The 14533-nt window shown below is 59.7% G+C and carries 13 protein-coding genes; 4 read left to right on the forward strand and 9 right to left on the reverse strand.

Going from position 1 to position 14533, the window contains the following annotated elements; translation table 11 throughout:
- Positions 1–224 precede the first annotated feature (224 nt).
- A complete protein-coding gene (locus tag SD70_RS12235; RefSeq protein WP_041047841.1) occupies positions 225–1124 on the reverse strand; it encodes a DUF4097 family beta strand repeat-containing protein in 900 nt (299 codons plus the stop codon).
- Positions 1125–1277: 153 nt separating this feature from the next.
- Here SD70_RS12235 and SD70_RS37950 point away from each other — a divergent pair, with 153 nt between their 5' ends.
- Positions 1278–1859: a hypothetical protein gene (locus SD70_RS37950; protein WP_231571176.1), complete on the forward strand. Its 582-nt coding sequence runs from the start codon at positions 1278–1280 to the stop codon at positions 1857–1859.
- Positions 1860–2352: 493 nt separating this feature from the next.
- Here SD70_RS37950 and hprK read toward each other — a convergent pair whose 3' ends face one another.
- The 5 genes from hprK to SD70_RS36885 form a co-directional block, all read right to left on the reverse strand.
- Positions 2353–3312 (reverse strand): HPr(Ser) kinase/phosphatase, encoded by a 960-nt coding sequence (gene hprK / locus SD70_RS12250; protein WP_052487343.1) that lies wholly within the window; start codon positions 3310–3312, stop codon positions 2353–2355.
- A gap of 900 nt (positions 3313–4212) precedes the next feature.
- The gene (locus SD70_RS12255) at positions 4213–5229 is read right to left on the reverse strand and encodes a LacI family DNA-binding transcriptional regulator (RefSeq protein ID WP_041047843.1); all 1017 of its coding nucleotides are present in this window, start codon (positions 5227–5229) and stop codon (positions 4213–4215) included.
- Between the two features lie 241 nt (positions 5230–5470).
- The gene (locus SD70_RS12260; RefSeq protein WP_041047845.1) at positions 5471–6055 is read right to left on the reverse strand and encodes a hypothetical protein; all 585 of its coding nucleotides are present in this window, start codon (positions 6053–6055) and stop codon (positions 5471–5473) included.
- Between the two features lie 132 nt (positions 6056–6187).
- Entirely contained in the window at positions 6188–6856 is a 669-nt protein-coding gene (locus SD70_RS12265; RefSeq protein ID WP_197081015.1) for a response regulator transcription factor, read from the reverse strand.
- Entirely contained in the window at positions 6813–8756 is a 1944-nt protein-coding gene (locus SD70_RS36885) for a sensor histidine kinase (RefSeq protein WP_052487344.1), read from the reverse strand. The genes SD70_RS12265 and SD70_RS36885 overlap by 44 nt, the downstream gene beginning before the upstream one ends.
- A 393-nt stretch (positions 8757–9149) precedes the next feature.
- On the opposite strand from SD70_RS36885, the gene SD70_RS36890 reads away from it, so the two are divergent.
- Positions 9150–9818: a hypothetical protein gene (locus tag SD70_RS36890; protein WP_041047846.1), complete on the forward strand. Its 669-nt coding sequence runs from the start codon at positions 9150–9152 to the stop codon at positions 9816–9818.
- Between the two features lie 231 nt (positions 9819–10049).
- On the opposite strand, the gene SD70_RS12280 is transcribed toward SD70_RS36890, so the two are convergent.
- Positions 10050–10589, reverse strand: a complete 540-nt coding sequence (locus SD70_RS12280; RefSeq protein ID WP_041047847.1) for a DinB family protein — start codon at positions 10587–10589, stop codon at positions 10050–10052.
- Positions 10590–10677: 88 nt separating this feature from the next.
- Positions 10678–11547 carry an SDR family oxidoreductase gene (locus SD70_RS12285; RefSeq protein WP_041047869.1) on the reverse strand — a complete coding sequence of 290 codons (870 nt, stop codon included), beginning with the start codon at positions 11545–11547 and terminating at the stop codon, positions 10678–10680.
- 139 nt (positions 11548–11686) lie between these two features.
- Here SD70_RS12285 and SD70_RS12290 point away from each other — a divergent pair, with 139 nt between their 5' ends.
- Entirely contained in the window at positions 11687–12685 is a 999-nt protein-coding gene (locus SD70_RS12290; RefSeq protein ID WP_041047848.1) for a helix-turn-helix transcriptional regulator, read from the forward strand.
- A 136-nt stretch (positions 12686–12821) separates the two neighbouring features.
- Here SD70_RS12290 and pdaA read toward each other — a convergent pair whose 3' ends face one another.
- The gene (pdaA, locus tag SD70_RS12295) at positions 12822–13613 is read right to left on the reverse strand and encodes a delta-lactam-biosynthetic de-N-acetylase (RefSeq protein ID WP_156157999.1); all 792 of its coding nucleotides are present in this window, start codon (positions 13611–13613) and stop codon (positions 12822–12824) included.
- A gap of 358 nt (positions 13614–13971) precedes the next feature.
- On the opposite strand from pdaA, the gene SD70_RS12300 reads away from it, so the two are divergent.
- Complete coding sequence (locus SD70_RS12300) at positions 13972–14340, forward strand: group I truncated hemoglobin (protein ID WP_041047850.1); 369 nt, start codon at positions 13972–13974, stop codon at positions 14338–14340.
- Positions 14341–14533 lie beyond the last annotated feature (193 nt).

Below are 14533 nucleotides of genomic sequence, written 5' to 3' on the forward strand. Positions count from 1 at the left end.
CTGCCTACCCGGGTCATGAGCTTGCGGACTCTATGGGAAGACGGGTGCGAGCGGCAAGTTTTGTTAAACTGGAACGGATTGTACCTTGGCCTCCGAGGTGCCGGCGTGAATTGGCCCTGATCGACGGCGAAACGGTCCGGAAAAGCGTTGAAGCTCCACAAACCGCCATTGCGGCGGTGGTGGAGGCTTCTTTTTTGGTCTTCTTGCAGCGGCGTCGCGCGTTATTACCGGACATTTACGCTGACGTGGCCCGTATCGGTTTTCAGCTTCACGGAATAGGCGGCGGTGCCGCTTTTGGCGATAATATGGCGCCTGTCTTTCGACTGGTAAGAAAGGCCGCTGGAACCGGCAACGTCAATTTTGCCGACATCGGTGGCAAGATCGAGCTGCGCAGACGCATCTGCAGGCAAATCGAGCGAGACGGCGCCGGTGTTCGTCTCCATCGTGACGGGGGAGGCGAGCTCCGCCAGCGAGCCGGCTACACGGCCGGTATCGGTACTCGCGGCAACCTGGCCGGTGGCGCTCACGTTCTTGAAGCTGATCGCGCCGGTGTTCGTGTGGAGCCGCAGGTCTTTGCCTTTGAACGACTCGAGGTCAATTGCGCCTGTGGAGGCGCTGGCGTCGAGGGTGCCGGCCTGCATGTCGCCGAGCTGGATGCGTCCGGTGTCGGTATGAACGGTGATGGTGTCGAACGCTTGCGGCGGCAGCGAGATCTCGAGCTGCAGCGGCGTTTTGAAGCCGCCGGAGACGATGGCTGTAACGAGCTCGCCGAACTCGAACCCGAAGTGGAGGCGGTTGCTGTTGGCGGCTCGGACGTTCCAGGTGCCGTTCGCGCCGGTGTCGGCGGTCAGCGTCCATTCGTCTTTGCGCGATTCCGGCACTTGGCCGGTGAGGCGGGCTGTAATCTCGCTGCCGCTGCCTGGCTTGAACACGATTGCGCCGATGTCGGTGGAAACGTTCAGCGATTTGATCCCGGCCGCCGGCACCGTCCTCGTTATATCGATCGCTCCCGGGGCAGCGCTCCCTCTCACTTCCTGCGTATTGATCACCCACATAACTCCGACCGCTCCTACTATAAAGCAGACGAGGCCGACCAGGAACACGAGTCCTTTGATGAAGCGCATCGGTTAAGCCCCCTTGATTATCGACCAGTTGAACTGGATATACTTGAAAGTCAGCTTGACAAACCATTTGGTTGCGAACTGCAGCACGACGGCAAACATAAGGCCGGCTCCGAACATGGCCATGCTGCCGAAAACGGACAGAAGCAGCGCAGTATGGTGCGGAAGGCCGCCCATGCCAAAGCCGAACAGAGGCGACAGCACCAGCAGCGGCGACAGCAGAAGTACGGCGGCGGTGACCCAGCAGCCGGCCAGCGCTCCGCACAGGCCGAGGAACGGGCCCAGGATAAACGCGAGGTTGAAGAAAACGAGCGCCAGTCCGGCGATCCACGGCTTGACGCCGCAGCCTATCGGCGCGCGGTAGGGCGGCGGGGCGAAGCCGGGGCCGTGCCGCTGTTGCTCTGCGTTTTACCGCTGTTGCTAAGCGTCATGCCGTCGCCGTTCTGCAACATACCACTATTAGCCGGCGTCGTACCACCGCTTCCCGTTCCCGGGCCGCTGTTCTTTACCACTGCGTCGACGCCGCTTTCCTCGGGGCCGCTTTTATTCGTCATTACGTCGGAGCCGCTTGCTTCTGGGCCGCCGCCGGATTCGCAGCCGGCCATCAAGAGCAGCGCTGCCACTCCCGCGGCAGCAATTGCTTTTGCATATCGATATCTCCTAACCACCGCCATACATCCCCCGATTCTCGTTATCCGTATCCTTACAGACGTGCGCCGCCTGAAAACGTTGCAATAACGAGCGCGGAAATCGAAAAGGTCATGCTCCTCCTCGCAATAGCGGAACACCGTTCCGCTAAACCCGGTATTTCCCGATATTTCCCCAAAATAGCGGAATCAGCGTACGTTATGCCCTCGCTCAACCCATATAAAAGCTTCGAATGGGAGCGGAAACCTTAAAATAACGGAACGCCGTTCCGCTAACGGCCGCAAAACTAACTGGAAAGAGGCAAATAGCGGAACTTATTTCCGTTACCATCGCGCTGTGTAAACCGTCCCCCGTCCCTACGCAAAAAAGCGGCCTCATCGCTGTTCGTTAGCGATGAAGCCGCCAAAAACTTTACTGCGTATTCTGCCGATAGCCGGCGCCTGCTGCACGTGCGACACTTGCGGCATTCACGTTTTCCGCACGTGCAGCAACACCACACGTACGGGCCGCGACGCCTCGCTCCATGCACGCTCGTCTACCCCGGCTAGCACAGCTGCTGTCCGACGTTTTTGCCCAATACGCCCTACTCCGGATGCAGCCTGCGCATGAAATCTTCCGCCGCGCTGTAGCCCTGCGTTTGCAAGTACCAATTGTGCGCGGCTGCCTCCACGAGCCCGGCGACATCGCGCCCCGGCTGCAGCGGAATTTGGATGTGCGGCACTCGAACACCCATGTACTCCGTATATTTTTGCTCGAGCTCCAGGTCGTTGTACAGCTCGTTCTCTTTCCATCGGATCAGCTCGATGTCCAGCACGATGCGCGTCTCGTCCTGGAACGCGCCGCGGCCGTATACGCGCACGACGTTCATCAGTCCGACGCTGCGCAGCGCGAGAAACTCGCGCGTCGTCCCGTTGTGCGTGCCGAGCAGCGTTTGCGGATTGATTTTCTTCAGCACGACGGCGTCGTCGGCGACAAGTCGATGGCCGCGCCGGATGAGCGTCAGCGCCGTTTCGCTTTTGCCGATGCCGGACTTGCCCCGCAGCAAAATGCCGATGCCCGCGACGTTCACACAGACGCCGTGAACTTGAATTTCGGGCGCAAGCATTTTGGCCAAGTAGGCGTCGGCCAGCGTCATGAACTCGGTCGTCGTACGCGGCGTGCGCAGCAGCGGAATGCCTTCCTTACGGCAATGAGCGGTCAAATATTCCAAGCCGTCCTGGTTCCAGGTGACGACGAAACAGGGCGGATGGTAATGGACGACGTTGCCGATCCGCTCATCCCGTTCCTCGTGCGTCAGCTTGTGCAAATACGTAATTTCCTTCTTCCCCAGCACCTGCACGTGCTCGATCGGAAAAAAGTCGTAATACCCGGCGAATTCGAGACCGGGGCGATGAACCCGCGATTTGCGGATGGGCCGGTCGAGCGCTTCCATTCCGGCGACGACCTCAAGCTGGAATTTCGCTACCAGCTCGCGAACGACTAAGCTTTTGCTTACTCCCGTTGAAGTTGTGCCGGCGTTTGCTTGTTCGGCTTCGTCTCCCATGACAGCCACCAACCCTTTCCCTTGCTCTGATGGCAACGCTATCATAGAGCCGGGAAAGCGTCAAGATGGTCGTGCGAAGCTATGCGCAGACCTAGCTCAGCCGGGCTCCGGCAGGGCGTATTTTCCCCTTTATTGGTTCGATATGAAGCATATAACTGCCACTTATGGGCTACTTCATCATGATCGCTTGCGGAAACTTGTTGTTTGAAAAGCTTTTCAAGTCGCATCGCGGAGCGCCATGAAAACTAGCACTTGACGTGCAGCGGGGCAACGCGCCGGGAGAGAGGCCGCGACTTTGTCATGCCGCTGCTCCTGCAGAGGTGGCTGGAAGCCATCTACTAATACTACCGACTGCGCGCGGAATTCCGGACTCATGACGAATTTAGCAGGAACTTTGCGAGAATGTTGAGAAAGCCCCTAATTTGGTTTTCGAACAGAGTGTCTCAGCATATGGTTTGTCTCACAATAGGAGCCGCCAACCAATCGGTAAGACGAGCTTCCCATTTTCTTCGGATAGCGGAAATTTGTTCCGTTATCGCCCAATTTCCCGGGTATTTCCCAAAATTAGCGGAACAGGAGTACGTTATTTCCACATTTTCGGCGAGAATCGCTCTTGTTCTGCACCGATAACGGAACCGTGTTCCGTTAAGATGTAGATGGTCCCCCTCTTACCGGGATATAACGGAACCATGATCCGTTAATGGCAGCCGAGAAAAGTTGTGCGACGACACAAGCATATAAAAGCTCATGTTCGGCCCGCCCGTAGCAGTTGCCAAATCCTCTCACACTCTTGTTCTAGCTTTCACCCCGCCTTTATCAGAAAGCCAAATGTCTCCAGCCATAGTCAAGCATAAGCCCAGCCAACCACAAACGCCTGCGCCCCCCTCTCGGTCCACCACCTCAGGAACGAGCGGCCTGAGGCCCGGTCGAGCTTCTCACAATCAGCTCGTGCGGCAAATACTCGCGAAGCGTCGAATCCGGCTCGCCCTTTATAAGCGCGTTCAGCTTCTCCACCGCTCTGTAGCCCATGTTGTAGACCGGTTGCGCGATCGTGGACAGCTTCGGGATCGTGAACTGAGCCATGCGGATATTGTCGAAGCCGATGACCGACATTTGTTCCGGCACGCGAATGCCTTTCTCATGCATATAAGACAGCACGCCCATCGCGAATTCGTCGGACGTCGTGAAAATGGCGGTGATGTCCGGGTACTGCTGCAGCAGCCTCTCCGCCGCATAATACGCGTCGTCGTGCCAATGCTTGGCGAACGCCACTTGCTGCACGCAAGCCTCAAGCTCATACTCGCGCAGCGCCCGCTGGAACCCTTCGTAGCGCGGGAGTCCGGCGATCTCATCGGTCAGCTCAAAACTAATCATGCCGATGCTCGTATGTCCGAGAGAAATGAGGTATTTGACGGCGTCGTAAGCGGCCGCCTCGTCGTTGATTTTCACCGACGGCAGCTCGTACTCGAGGGAGTGCGTCGCGACGAGCACAAGCGGGATGCGGTACGCCTCGATCTCCTCGTAAAAATCGGGATAGACGACGTCGCTCGTATACAAAATTCCGTCCACCCGCTTCTCGTTCAAGTTCTGCATATACGAAAAGAGCCGCTTCTCGTCGCGGTCCGTGTTGCAAATCATGATGCTGTAGCCGAGCGCCTTGGAGGCGTCCTCCATGCCCCGTATGACGCCTGCGTAATACGGGTTCTGGATATCCGGGATAATGACGCCGAGCGTATTCGTTTTCTTGTAGATCAGCCCCCGCGCGAGCCCATTCGGTTTATACTGCAAGGCTTTAATGGCTTCAAGGACTTTCTCCCGCTTATGTTTGACCACGGAATTCGGGGCGTTCATGACGCGCGAGACGGTGCTGATAGACACGCCGGCCATTACGGCTACATCGCGGATAGTCGATTTCATATTTGGCACCAATTCCTTTGAAAAGCTTTTCGTGCACATTATAGATGAGAACGCTTACAATCGTCAACTTGAAAATTGCGCACCCCTTTCGGCCGCGGATCGCAGGTTGCGTTTACGGTTTGCGGTTTGCGGTTTGCGGTTTGCGGTTTGCGGTTCGCGGTTTGCGGTTCGCGGCTTGCGGTTCACAGATCGCGGTCCACAGATCGCGGATCGCGATTCGCGCTACACCACGGTCAAACAATCAGTCCCGCCGCAGCTCGCCGGCGAACCGTTCCGTTATGAGCGCATACGTCAGCTTGTCCTCCAGCGCCATCCGCAGCCGAGTCAGCAGCTCGCGCTTGCCGGGTGCGCGGTGGATGAAATTATCGAATGCGGCCACCGTTCGCAGCCCTTTCGCGGACAGTTCGTCGAGACGGCTTCGGTAGACGGCGGTGTCCGGCTCCCGCCCGTAAGGCAAAATCGCCAGATCGACGATGAGCTTGTCGCAGGGGACGCCGCACCGGTTCATTTCCTTCAACAGCTCGGATAGATTGTCCTCGTACCGCTGTACGGACGCCCCCGGCTTATATGGAACAAGCACAATCTCCCGGAACAAGCCCAGGTGATCGCGGTACGCGGACAAGTGCGGTTCGCTCAGCCAAAGCGAGTTGAGCACCGGCCGGCGCAGACGGCGCGCCATCAGGAGCATTCGCTCCGGCACATACGATTCGAGCCAGACCGCAACGTCCGCATCCATCCGCTCCAGCTCCGTGCTGTCGTCCAGGTGGACGCAGCAATCGTGCGTAATCACGACACAAGGCTGGCGCAAATAGCGAATCAGCCGCATAACGGTACCTCCTTCCCCAAAATTGCATCATACTGGAGGAACATGCGACTATACGGATTCCCCCACTTGCCTTGGACACTATCGTTAGCATGGAAGCGGGGCCGAATCGCACCATGAATATAGCCGCCGTGCTTATTCCCGCCCAAGCCCCGCCTCGCGCGCGAGCAGGATCGCTTGCGCCCGGTCGGCGACCTGCAGCTTGTTGAGGATGTTGGACACATGATTGCGCACCGTCTTTAGCGTAAGCCCCAGCTTGCGGGCGATTTCGGCATTGCCGGAGCCGCGGGCGATCCACCCGAGCACTTCGCGCTCGCGTTCCGTCAGTTTCGGGAACAGCTGGTTTACAGCCGGCTTGCCGAGCATCGCGTCGAAGTAGTACATCATTTTGCGCGCGATGGAGGAGGAGAAGATCGCTTCCCCGCTGCCGACCACTTGAATGGCCCTGACGATCTCCTGCTTCTGCGCTCCTTTCAGCATATAGCCGCGGGCGCCGGCCCGCATGGCCGAGAACACCGATGTATCGTCATCGAACATCGTCAGCACAAGGATGCCGATGTGCGGGCTTTGGCCCGTAATTTCCCGCGTCGCCTCGATTCCGTTCATGCCCGGCATGCTGACATCCATCAAAACGATGTCCGGCTGCAGCTCTTCCGCGAGCCGCACCGCCTCATCCCCGTCCGACGCTTCGCTGACGATTTCAAATTCCGGGATCGACTGCAGCGTCGCCGTCAGCCCTTCCCGGAACATCGGATGATCGTCAGCCAGCAAAATCCGCAGCTTTTCCCCTTCCGTCCCGTGCATAGCTCCATCCTCCTTCTTCCATTGGCAATCGCACAAATATGGCGGTGCCCTGCCCCGGCTCCGAATGCATGCGGTAGGAGCCGCCAAGCTCCTCGGCCCGCTCCTTCATCGAGCGGAGCCCGATGCCCGGTTTGAGCTTCTGCGGCAGCCCGCGTCCGTTATCGCGAATGTCCAGCGCCAGCGTAGCGCCGTCCTCGACTCGCAGCACGATCGAGCTGCTCGTGGCGCCGGAGTGGCGAACCGTATTCGTCAGCGCTTCCTGCACGATCCGGTACACGGCCACTTCTACCGCCGCCGGCAGCGTAAATCCGCGGTCGGCTCCCTCGAGCCTGACGGATAGCGCCGGATCCTCGTACTGCATGACGAGCTCTTGCAGCGCGAACGCCAGCCCGAATTCGTCGAGCGCCGGAGGCCTCAGCGCATACACGAGCCGCCGAATGTCGGCGATCGACTCGCGCATTTGCGCCTGCACCGTCTCCAGCGCCCGCCTGGAGCGCTCCGGCTCGCGCTCGTGAAGCTGCAGCGCCTCGTCGAGGCGCAGCATCATGCTGGCCAGGCCCGAGCCGAGCCCGTCGTGCAGATCGCGGCGCAGCCGGCGGCGCTCCTCCTCACGGGCGCTGACGAGCCGTTCGCGCGACCGCCGCAGCTCCTCCGTCAGCCGCTCCGCCTGCACGGCGATCGAGATATGCCGCACGAGGTCATGCAGCATATGCCGTTTGCCGGGCGGCAGCGCCTCCTGGACGTTGTCGATGCCGAGCACGAGCTTGCCGACCTGCTCGCCTTGCACCGTTAGCGGAATCGAGCTGCACGCGGCTTGCGGCTTGCCGAAAGCGGCGATCCGCTCCGTTCCGTCGCTTGTCTGCATAGCGATGGCGGCGTAGGGCAGCCGCAGCGCATGAGCCGTCGTTTCGACGACGGCAGGCAGCAGCGAGCGCTGCGTCAGCGCGCCTTCAAGCCGCTGCGACAAGCCGGCGAGCACTTGATACGGATCGTCCCGTTCCCCGTAGACAAGCCGGTTAACGCTGATCTGCACCCGTTCCCGCAGCGGATGGAACAGCACGGCGGCGAGGCCGGCGACGAGCAAGCCGACGACTCCGTTCGTCCGGCCCTGGAACAGCAATCCGAATACTCCAACCAGCAAAGCATACGCCAAAATGCCGACACCGCTCAGCACGACATATACCAACGTTCGATTATATGAAACGGCGATATTGCGAAGCCTGTTTTCCAGCACCATGACGCCGACGGAGAACGGGATAAAGAGCAGACCGACGTAGAGGATGCTTTGCAGCGCCATTTTGACAATGCCGTTCTCCATCGTAATCTGGAAAGTCCCGGACACACCCGCGATAATGTAGCACAGCATCCCGCCCGTGAACCATGCGGTTTGCCGGCGCTGCTCCATCGTGCCCTTCCTGCAGAGCTGCCAGTAAGCGGCGATGACCGAGGCGTGGGCGAACAGCATGTACGCGTTCCTCAGCCAAAACGGCCAAGACCGCATGGAGAGAACCGGCAGGAAAGGAAGCCACATGCTGCCCGCTTGCAAAATGACCCAAGATAAAGCGGGAACAAGCGTCCAGCGCGGCCGGAAACGTCCTTCAGGGAGCAGGAACAAGAAAAAGACGTACATCGTCCCGAACCCGTCCAGTATTCGGAAGAGCGGCTCGACGAACGGATGAAGCGCGAACACCATATCGTCGGTGCTGAAGGCGGTCCCCGTCACGACGAGCAGCAGCGAGGCCAGCACGCAATAATTGTCGCGCCGGCCGTAGCGGTACAAGAGCGCTCCCATCAGCCAGGACGACAAGTTTTGGATGGCGAGCAGGACGACGGTCAGCCCCCCATAGAGCGCAGGAGAGATGCCGATCGTCGCGAGCCGGTTCAATTGCGTTTCGTCCATTTGGAAAAAGCTGATACATCCGCCTCCGCTACAGGGGTTATGGTAAACGTCGATCCCCATAGCATGGCTGTAAAATGAAACGATCAGGCACATACATACGGCGGCCCACCATGCAAGGTGCAGAGTTATCCGCGCTGTACGGTTGAGGAAAGGTTTTAGACCATTCCAATAGGCCATCATGCAATCTTCCTTTGCTCTGCAGGACTTTGCGTCCAGTATACCACGGGCGTATTCACGTCGGCTCGGGAATTCCCGTCGGCTACCGGTTCCTTCCGAATTCCCGGATGCTCCGGGAACGGCGCCCTTGTGGGCGGGACGGTCCGGAACGTAGGATGAACCGCATAACGAGATCGACGATCGTTCGTCAAAATTCATGAAGGAGTGTTGTAACTTATGATTTCCGTACCGCAAACGTTTTTCCGCCTGAGCGGCTGGGCGCTCATCGTGTCCGGCATCCTGATCTCCATCGTGCAGTTTGTGCATCTGGACGATACCCCGGCCAACATGGCGCAGCTCAGCTATTTCGTCAAAGTTGCCGTCTGGACGCACGTTGCCCTGTCGGTGTCGGTCGCCTTGATGCTGTTCGGGCTTGTCGGCCTGTTTCTGCGCGGCGGCTCCGCAATCCGCTGGTGGGGCTGGCTCGGCTTCGCCTTTATGTTCGCTACGTTCTTCTTTGACGTGATGCATGCGGCTCTGCAAATTTACGATTACCCGATCGTGTTCGGCAACATCCAAAATGAGCAGCAGCTCAAGGAGGCGTCGGACTTCGTCATGAAGGCGCAGCTGGAGAGCGGTATCGGCTCGGCGCTGATGCAAATGCTGATGCCGCTGTCCGTGCTCGGCACCCCCCTTATGGCCATCGCCCTCCTTCGTGCGCGCATCGTGCCGAAGTGGGCGGCCATCGCGCAAATCGCCCTCCTTTTGCTCATGTTTGTGCCGATTCCGGGACTTATGGCCATCGTTTTCCCCGTTTCGTTCCTCGTTTACGCCATATACGGGGCCGCGCTTGCCTTCGGAAAGCGGAGCGCAGCGCAATCGCCGCAACCGGTGCATCCCGCTTAAAACCGAACCGGCGCCGATTCCTCCCTGGTTCCCAAGTTGCCTCAAGCAAAAGCCGCCGTCTACCCTAGTCGGAAGACGGCGGCTTTTGCTGTCTCGCCGAACAGCGAGCCGAGCCATGCAACGGCCATGGAAGACATCCGATTGTGGTTGGCGGCACCCTTCGCTAAAAATGCGCAAGCCCCCGTACGAGCCTCGACCGGCTCATACAGGGGCTTTTGCCTCGGCGGACCGTCACCCTTGGATGCCCGGCGCGTAGCGCTCCCGCACGATATTCATATGGTGCTTGGCGTGGCCGAGCACGATGTATGCCAGCGCGGCAGCGGTGGTGCGCCCGCCGTTCACGTTGCCGGCGCGCTGCAGCTGCTCGGCGGTTAAGCCCCGCAGCAGAGCGATTGTCGCCCGGCGGACAGCCTGGAACTCGTCCAGCAGCTCGCCGATCGGGCGGCTGTCGAACGAGGCGCCGCTCACGAACAAGTTTTCGTCGAAGCCGGGCAGCGGTGTCGTATCGCCTCTGGACACGCGAAGCAGCCGGTAAGACATCACCCGCTCCGTATCGCTCACATGGCCGAGCAGCTCTTTGAGGCTCCATTTGCCTTCCGCATAGCGGTGCGCGGCCTGCCCCTCCGTCAATTCGCGGAAATAGGCGGCGACGTCGGCTTCCTGCTCCGCATAAGCGGCCAGCAAGTCTTGCCCCTCCGGAACGAGACTGATGTAAGTTTCAAAATAAGCAAAATAATCGCCGGTCTGCGGCTTCGGGACGTGTAACTTCATGACGCACTGCTCCCCTCATCGCGAATAATGGTTCATGATTCCAGTGTACCACGAATCAGTCCGCCCGGCACGCTCGTTCCCGTCCCTTCTAAAAGCCTTGCTCTTCCGCATATTTGCCCCAATGCGGGCGCCGGCCGTCGATGTCCTCGAACGGATACTCGTCCGACAGCCCCCATGAGCTGAGCAGCTGGCCCGACTTCTCCATTACGTTCGGATCGGCGGCCAAACAAGCAATGGCGCGGGCGACGAAATACGGTGTCTCCGACTGCAGAAAGTGCACGTCTTTGGCCGCGGCGTCGCGCCAGTTCGCCTCCGTCACGCCAAAATGCTCGAGCATCGCCTCCGAGCGGAGGAAGCCGGGAGTGACGGCCAGCGCGGCGACTCCGTGCGGCTTCAGATCGGCGGCCATCGCCTGCGCCAAATGCGATACGCCGATTTTCGCCATGCTGTAAAACAAATGGCCGCGGTAATGGTAACCGACCCCGTCCGTCACTTCGACAATGAGCCCGCTCCCTCGGGCAATCATAAGCGGCGCGACATAGTAGGCGGTGATGATATGGGAATGGACCGCCTGCCGCTGCATCAGCAGGCCATTCTCCAGCGACGCTTCCCAAAAGCTCTCGCCCCATGCGTGAAGCGGGTCGCCGCCCCATACGTCGTTAACGAGCACGTCGAGCCGTCCGTCTTGCTCGCGGCGGATACGTTCGATAAGCGCCTGCACCTCATCTGCATTCGTATGATCGACGCGCACCGGAATGCCTTGGCCTCCGGCGGCGGTGACCAGCTCTGCCGTCTCCTCGATCGTTTCCGGCCTGTTCATTGGCGACGGGCGCTCGCGCGTCGTACGGCCTGTCACATAAACGGCCGCTCCCGCCCGGCCCAGCTCGACCGCGATGGCGCGGCCGGCTCCTCTCGTCGCACCGGCGACAAGGGCGATGCGCCCTTGCAATGGTTGGATTGACATGATTCGTTCACAGCTCCTCTCAGGGACTCGGTTTGGCTACATTTGTTATCATAACTGCACAATCATGTCATCCCATGTCATATATCCGTGGTACAATAAAAAACAACATAACCGGTGAAGGAGGCGGCGGGAGATGAGAGCGGATCGGCTGCTGCAAATTATGCTGCTGCTGCAAACGCGGCAAACGATATCCGCCAAAGAGCTGGCGCAGCGGCTGGAGGTATCGGAACGGACGATATTCCGCGATATGGAGGCGCTAAGCGCAGCCGGAGTGCCGGTATATGCAGAACGCGGAGCGCAAGGGGGATGGCGGCTGGCAGAAGGCTACCGCACGGATTGGGCCGGCTTCCGCAAAGACGAACTGCTGTCGCTGCTCGCCGCAAAGCCCCATCGGCACCTGACCGATCTCGGCCTGGCCGGCCACTTTGAGGCGGCGCTGCTGAAGCTGCTCGCCGGTTTGACGCCGGCGCTGCGCCGCGACGCCGACTATATGCGCCAGAGGCTTTATGTCGATGCCGCCGGCTGGCATCCAAGCGGCGAGGAGGTGCCATGGCTGCCGCTGCTGCAGGAAGCTGTCTGGGAAGGACGCAAGCTGCGGCTGCTGTATGCGTCCGGTTCCGGAAACGAACATTCGGCGGGGGAACGGGTCGTTCATCCGCTCGGGCTTGTGCTGAAGGGCTCGCTCTGGTACTTGGCGGCGCTGCCGGACGACGACCGGCAGCCCAGAACGTACCGCGTCTCCCGCATCCGCTGGGCGGAGCTGCTGGAGGATACGGCGGAGCGGCCGCAGGACTTCGACCTTGCCTCCTACTGGCACCGCTCCGTCGAGCGTTTCCGCAGCGGGCTGCCGAGCTATCCCGTACGCGCGCGGGTGCAGGGAACCGTGCGCAGCCGGCTCGAGCAGACCCGATTCGTCAGCATCGCCGAATGGAGCGAGCGCCCGGATAGCGGCGGCTGGCACGAAGCGCTGCTGCAGTTCAACACGCTCGAATCGGCGTGCGACATCGCGCTCTCGTTCGGTGCGCGGCTGCAAGTGCTGGAACCGGCGGAGCTGCGAGCCGCGCTGCGGGACGCCGCTCTCGCCGTAGCAGATCTGTACGGGGAGACGGAGCCGCAGCGGAGCGCCGACTGAGCCGGCTGGAGGCAGAGACGGCCGGCACGATCGCAGCTTACATGGTAGCGGACCGGCCGCTTCGTAAGCGATATCATTGTATGCAAAAAAGACCGGATTCGCTGCGATCCGATTCCGGTCTTTTTACCGCCAAGCGCTAATAATGTTTCACCGTCAGCGCGTCGAGGCTTTTGAATTCGTAGCCTTGCCGCCGCGCTTCGTCGATGATCGCCGCCATCGCTTCGGCGTTGTCGCTTGAAACGGCGTGCAGCAAAATGACCGCACCGGGATGAAGCTGGCCGACCACTTTGTCGTAGGCGTGTTTCCAGCCTTTCTGCCGCTTCGTCTCCCAATCTACGTACGCGATCGACCAGAACACGTTCGTATAGCCGAGGTCTTTGGCAACAGCCAGCATTCTGTCGCTGAAAATGCCTTGCGGCGGGCGCATGTACGCCATTTGCAGCTGGCCGGTGACGGCGGCTACTTCCGTTTTCAGCTTATCCAGCTCCGATCTGATGCTTTCCGGCGGCATGGCCGACATATCGGGATGCCCCCAGGAATGATTGCCGATCAGATGCCCTTCCTGCACCATCCGCTTGAGCAGCTCCGGCTGGCTCTGGACGTAATGTCCGGTGACGAAAAAGCACGCCGGTACCTTTTTCTCCTTCAGCACGTCGAGAATCCGCACCGTATAGCCGTTCTCATAGCCGTTGTCGAACGTTAGGTACAACTCCTTCTTCGTCGTATCGCCGAGGAAAATCGCTCCGTGCTTCTTCAGCAAGCTTTGGAACTCTGCGCCGAGCGACGGAAGCTTGCCGCCGGTGCTTTTCCTGAAACCGAAATGCTGCGCCTTCGTACCGTAACCGTCGGGTGCTTGCGTATGAACGGAATCGCTTGCTTGCGCCGACACCACAGCTCCCGGCGACGCGGCACAGATGGCTAGCGCCATCGCAACGCAGACTGCGCGTGACAAGATCGCCTTGGTCATTCCTCTACCTCCATAGCATGCATATTCGCGGGGATTGCCCCTTGCTGTAATATCCCATGGGAGCGGTTCGCTTATTCCGTGCCGGCAGCGGGCGGGGTTTCATGGCCGCGAATTGCGTTCGCCGTGGCGGCGTGCCGGTCGCAGCGGGGGACCGCGGCTGCCGTGTCCGGGCTTGTCCATCCACCGGCCCGCTCAAGCTGTCGGCCTGCGGAGAGCCGCTTTGCGCGGCAGCCCGGCCCGAGTACTTCAAGACCGAAAAGGCAATTCTAAAACAGATTGACGATCACGACATCCGGGTAAGGAAGGGGGACATGTACAGATGGCGCAGCAGACGACAACGCTATACGAGACGCTGGGCGGCGAGGGCACGATTGGCAAAGTGGTCGATTATTTTTACGAACTCATATTGGCCGATCCGACCGTGAGCAAGTTTTTTGAAAACACCGACATGGAGAAGCAGCGCAAGCATCAGACGAAGTTTATCAGCTTCGCGCTTGGCGGGCCGTATCAATACACGGGGGCTTCCATGGCGAAGGCGCATGCGGGCATGAATTTGCAGCCGGAGCATTTTGACGCAATTGCAAACCATTTGGGTGCTGCGTTAGAACATTTCGGCGTTGCGCGGAAGGACGTTGACAAGGTGCTGAACCATATCGGCACTTTGAAGGACGATATTTTATATAAGTAACTTTGCGGCTTGATCGAACGGGACGCCCTTCTGCGGAAGCGGCGTTTTTTTTTGCCGCCGGTACGATTGCCTCCGAAGACGGACAACGTTTATGAATCGGGTAGGAGGCTACCCATTAGTTGAGTAGCCGACCTCCCACACCACCGTACGTACCGTTCGGTATACGGCGGTTCCTTAGTTCACGCAGTTACTT

The organism is Gordoniibacillus kamchatkensis (assembly GCF_000829455.1).
Lineage (GTDB): Bacteria > Bacillota > Bacilli > Paenibacillales > NBRC-103111 > Gordoniibacillus > Gordoniibacillus kamchatkensis.

What these genes read in the sequence shown, in the direction of transcription:
- SD70_RS12265 (WP_197081015.1), bottom strand. Translation starts at nt 6,856, where the DNA reads ATGCACGGGACGGAAGGGGAAAAGCTGCGGATTTTGCTGGCTGACGAT.
- SD70_RS12255 (WP_041047843.1), bottom strand. Translation starts at nt 5,229, where the DNA reads ATGAAATCGACTATCCGCGATGTAGCCGTAATGGCCGGCGTGTCTATC.
- SD70_RS12280 (WP_041047847.1), bottom strand. Translation starts at nt 10,589, where the DNA reads ATGAAGTTACACGTCCCGAAGCCGCAGACCGGCGATTATTTTGCTTAT.
- SD70_RS12290 (WP_041047848.1), top strand. Translation starts at nt 11,687, where the DNA reads ATGAGAGCGGATCGGCTGCTGCAAATTATGCTGCTGCTGCAAACGCGG.
- hprK (WP_052487343.1), bottom strand. Translation starts at nt 3,312, where the DNA reads ATGGGAGACGAAGCCGAACAAGCAAACGCCGGCACAACTTCAACGGGA.
- SD70_RS12235 (WP_041047841.1), bottom strand. Translation starts at nt 1,124, where the DNA reads ATGCGCTTCATCAAAGGACTCGTGTTCCTGGTCGGCCTCGTCTGCTTT.
- SD70_RS12300 (WP_041047850.1), top strand. Translation starts at nt 13,972, where the DNA reads ATGGCGCAGCAGACGACAACGCTATACGAGACGCTGGGCGGCGAGGGC.
- SD70_RS36885 (WP_052487344.1), bottom strand. Translation starts at nt 8,756, where the DNA reads ATGGACGAAACGCAATTGAACCGGCTCGCGACGATCGGCATCTCTCCT.
- pdaA (WP_156157999.1), bottom strand. Translation starts at nt 13,613, where the DNA reads ATGGCGCTAGCCATCTGTGCCGCGTCGCCGGGAGCTGTGGTGTCGGCG.
- SD70_RS12260 (WP_041047845.1), bottom strand. Translation starts at nt 6,055, where the DNA reads ATGCGGCTGATTCGCTATTTGCGCCAGCCTTGTGTCGTGATTACGCAC.
- SD70_RS37950 (WP_231571176.1), top strand. Translation starts at nt 1,278, where the DNA reads ATGGTGCGGAAGGCCGCCCATGCCAAAGCCGAACAGAGGCGACAGCAC.
- SD70_RS36890 (WP_041047846.1), top strand. Translation starts at nt 9,150, where the DNA reads ATGATTTCCGTACCGCAAACGTTTTTCCGCCTGAGCGGCTGGGCGCTC.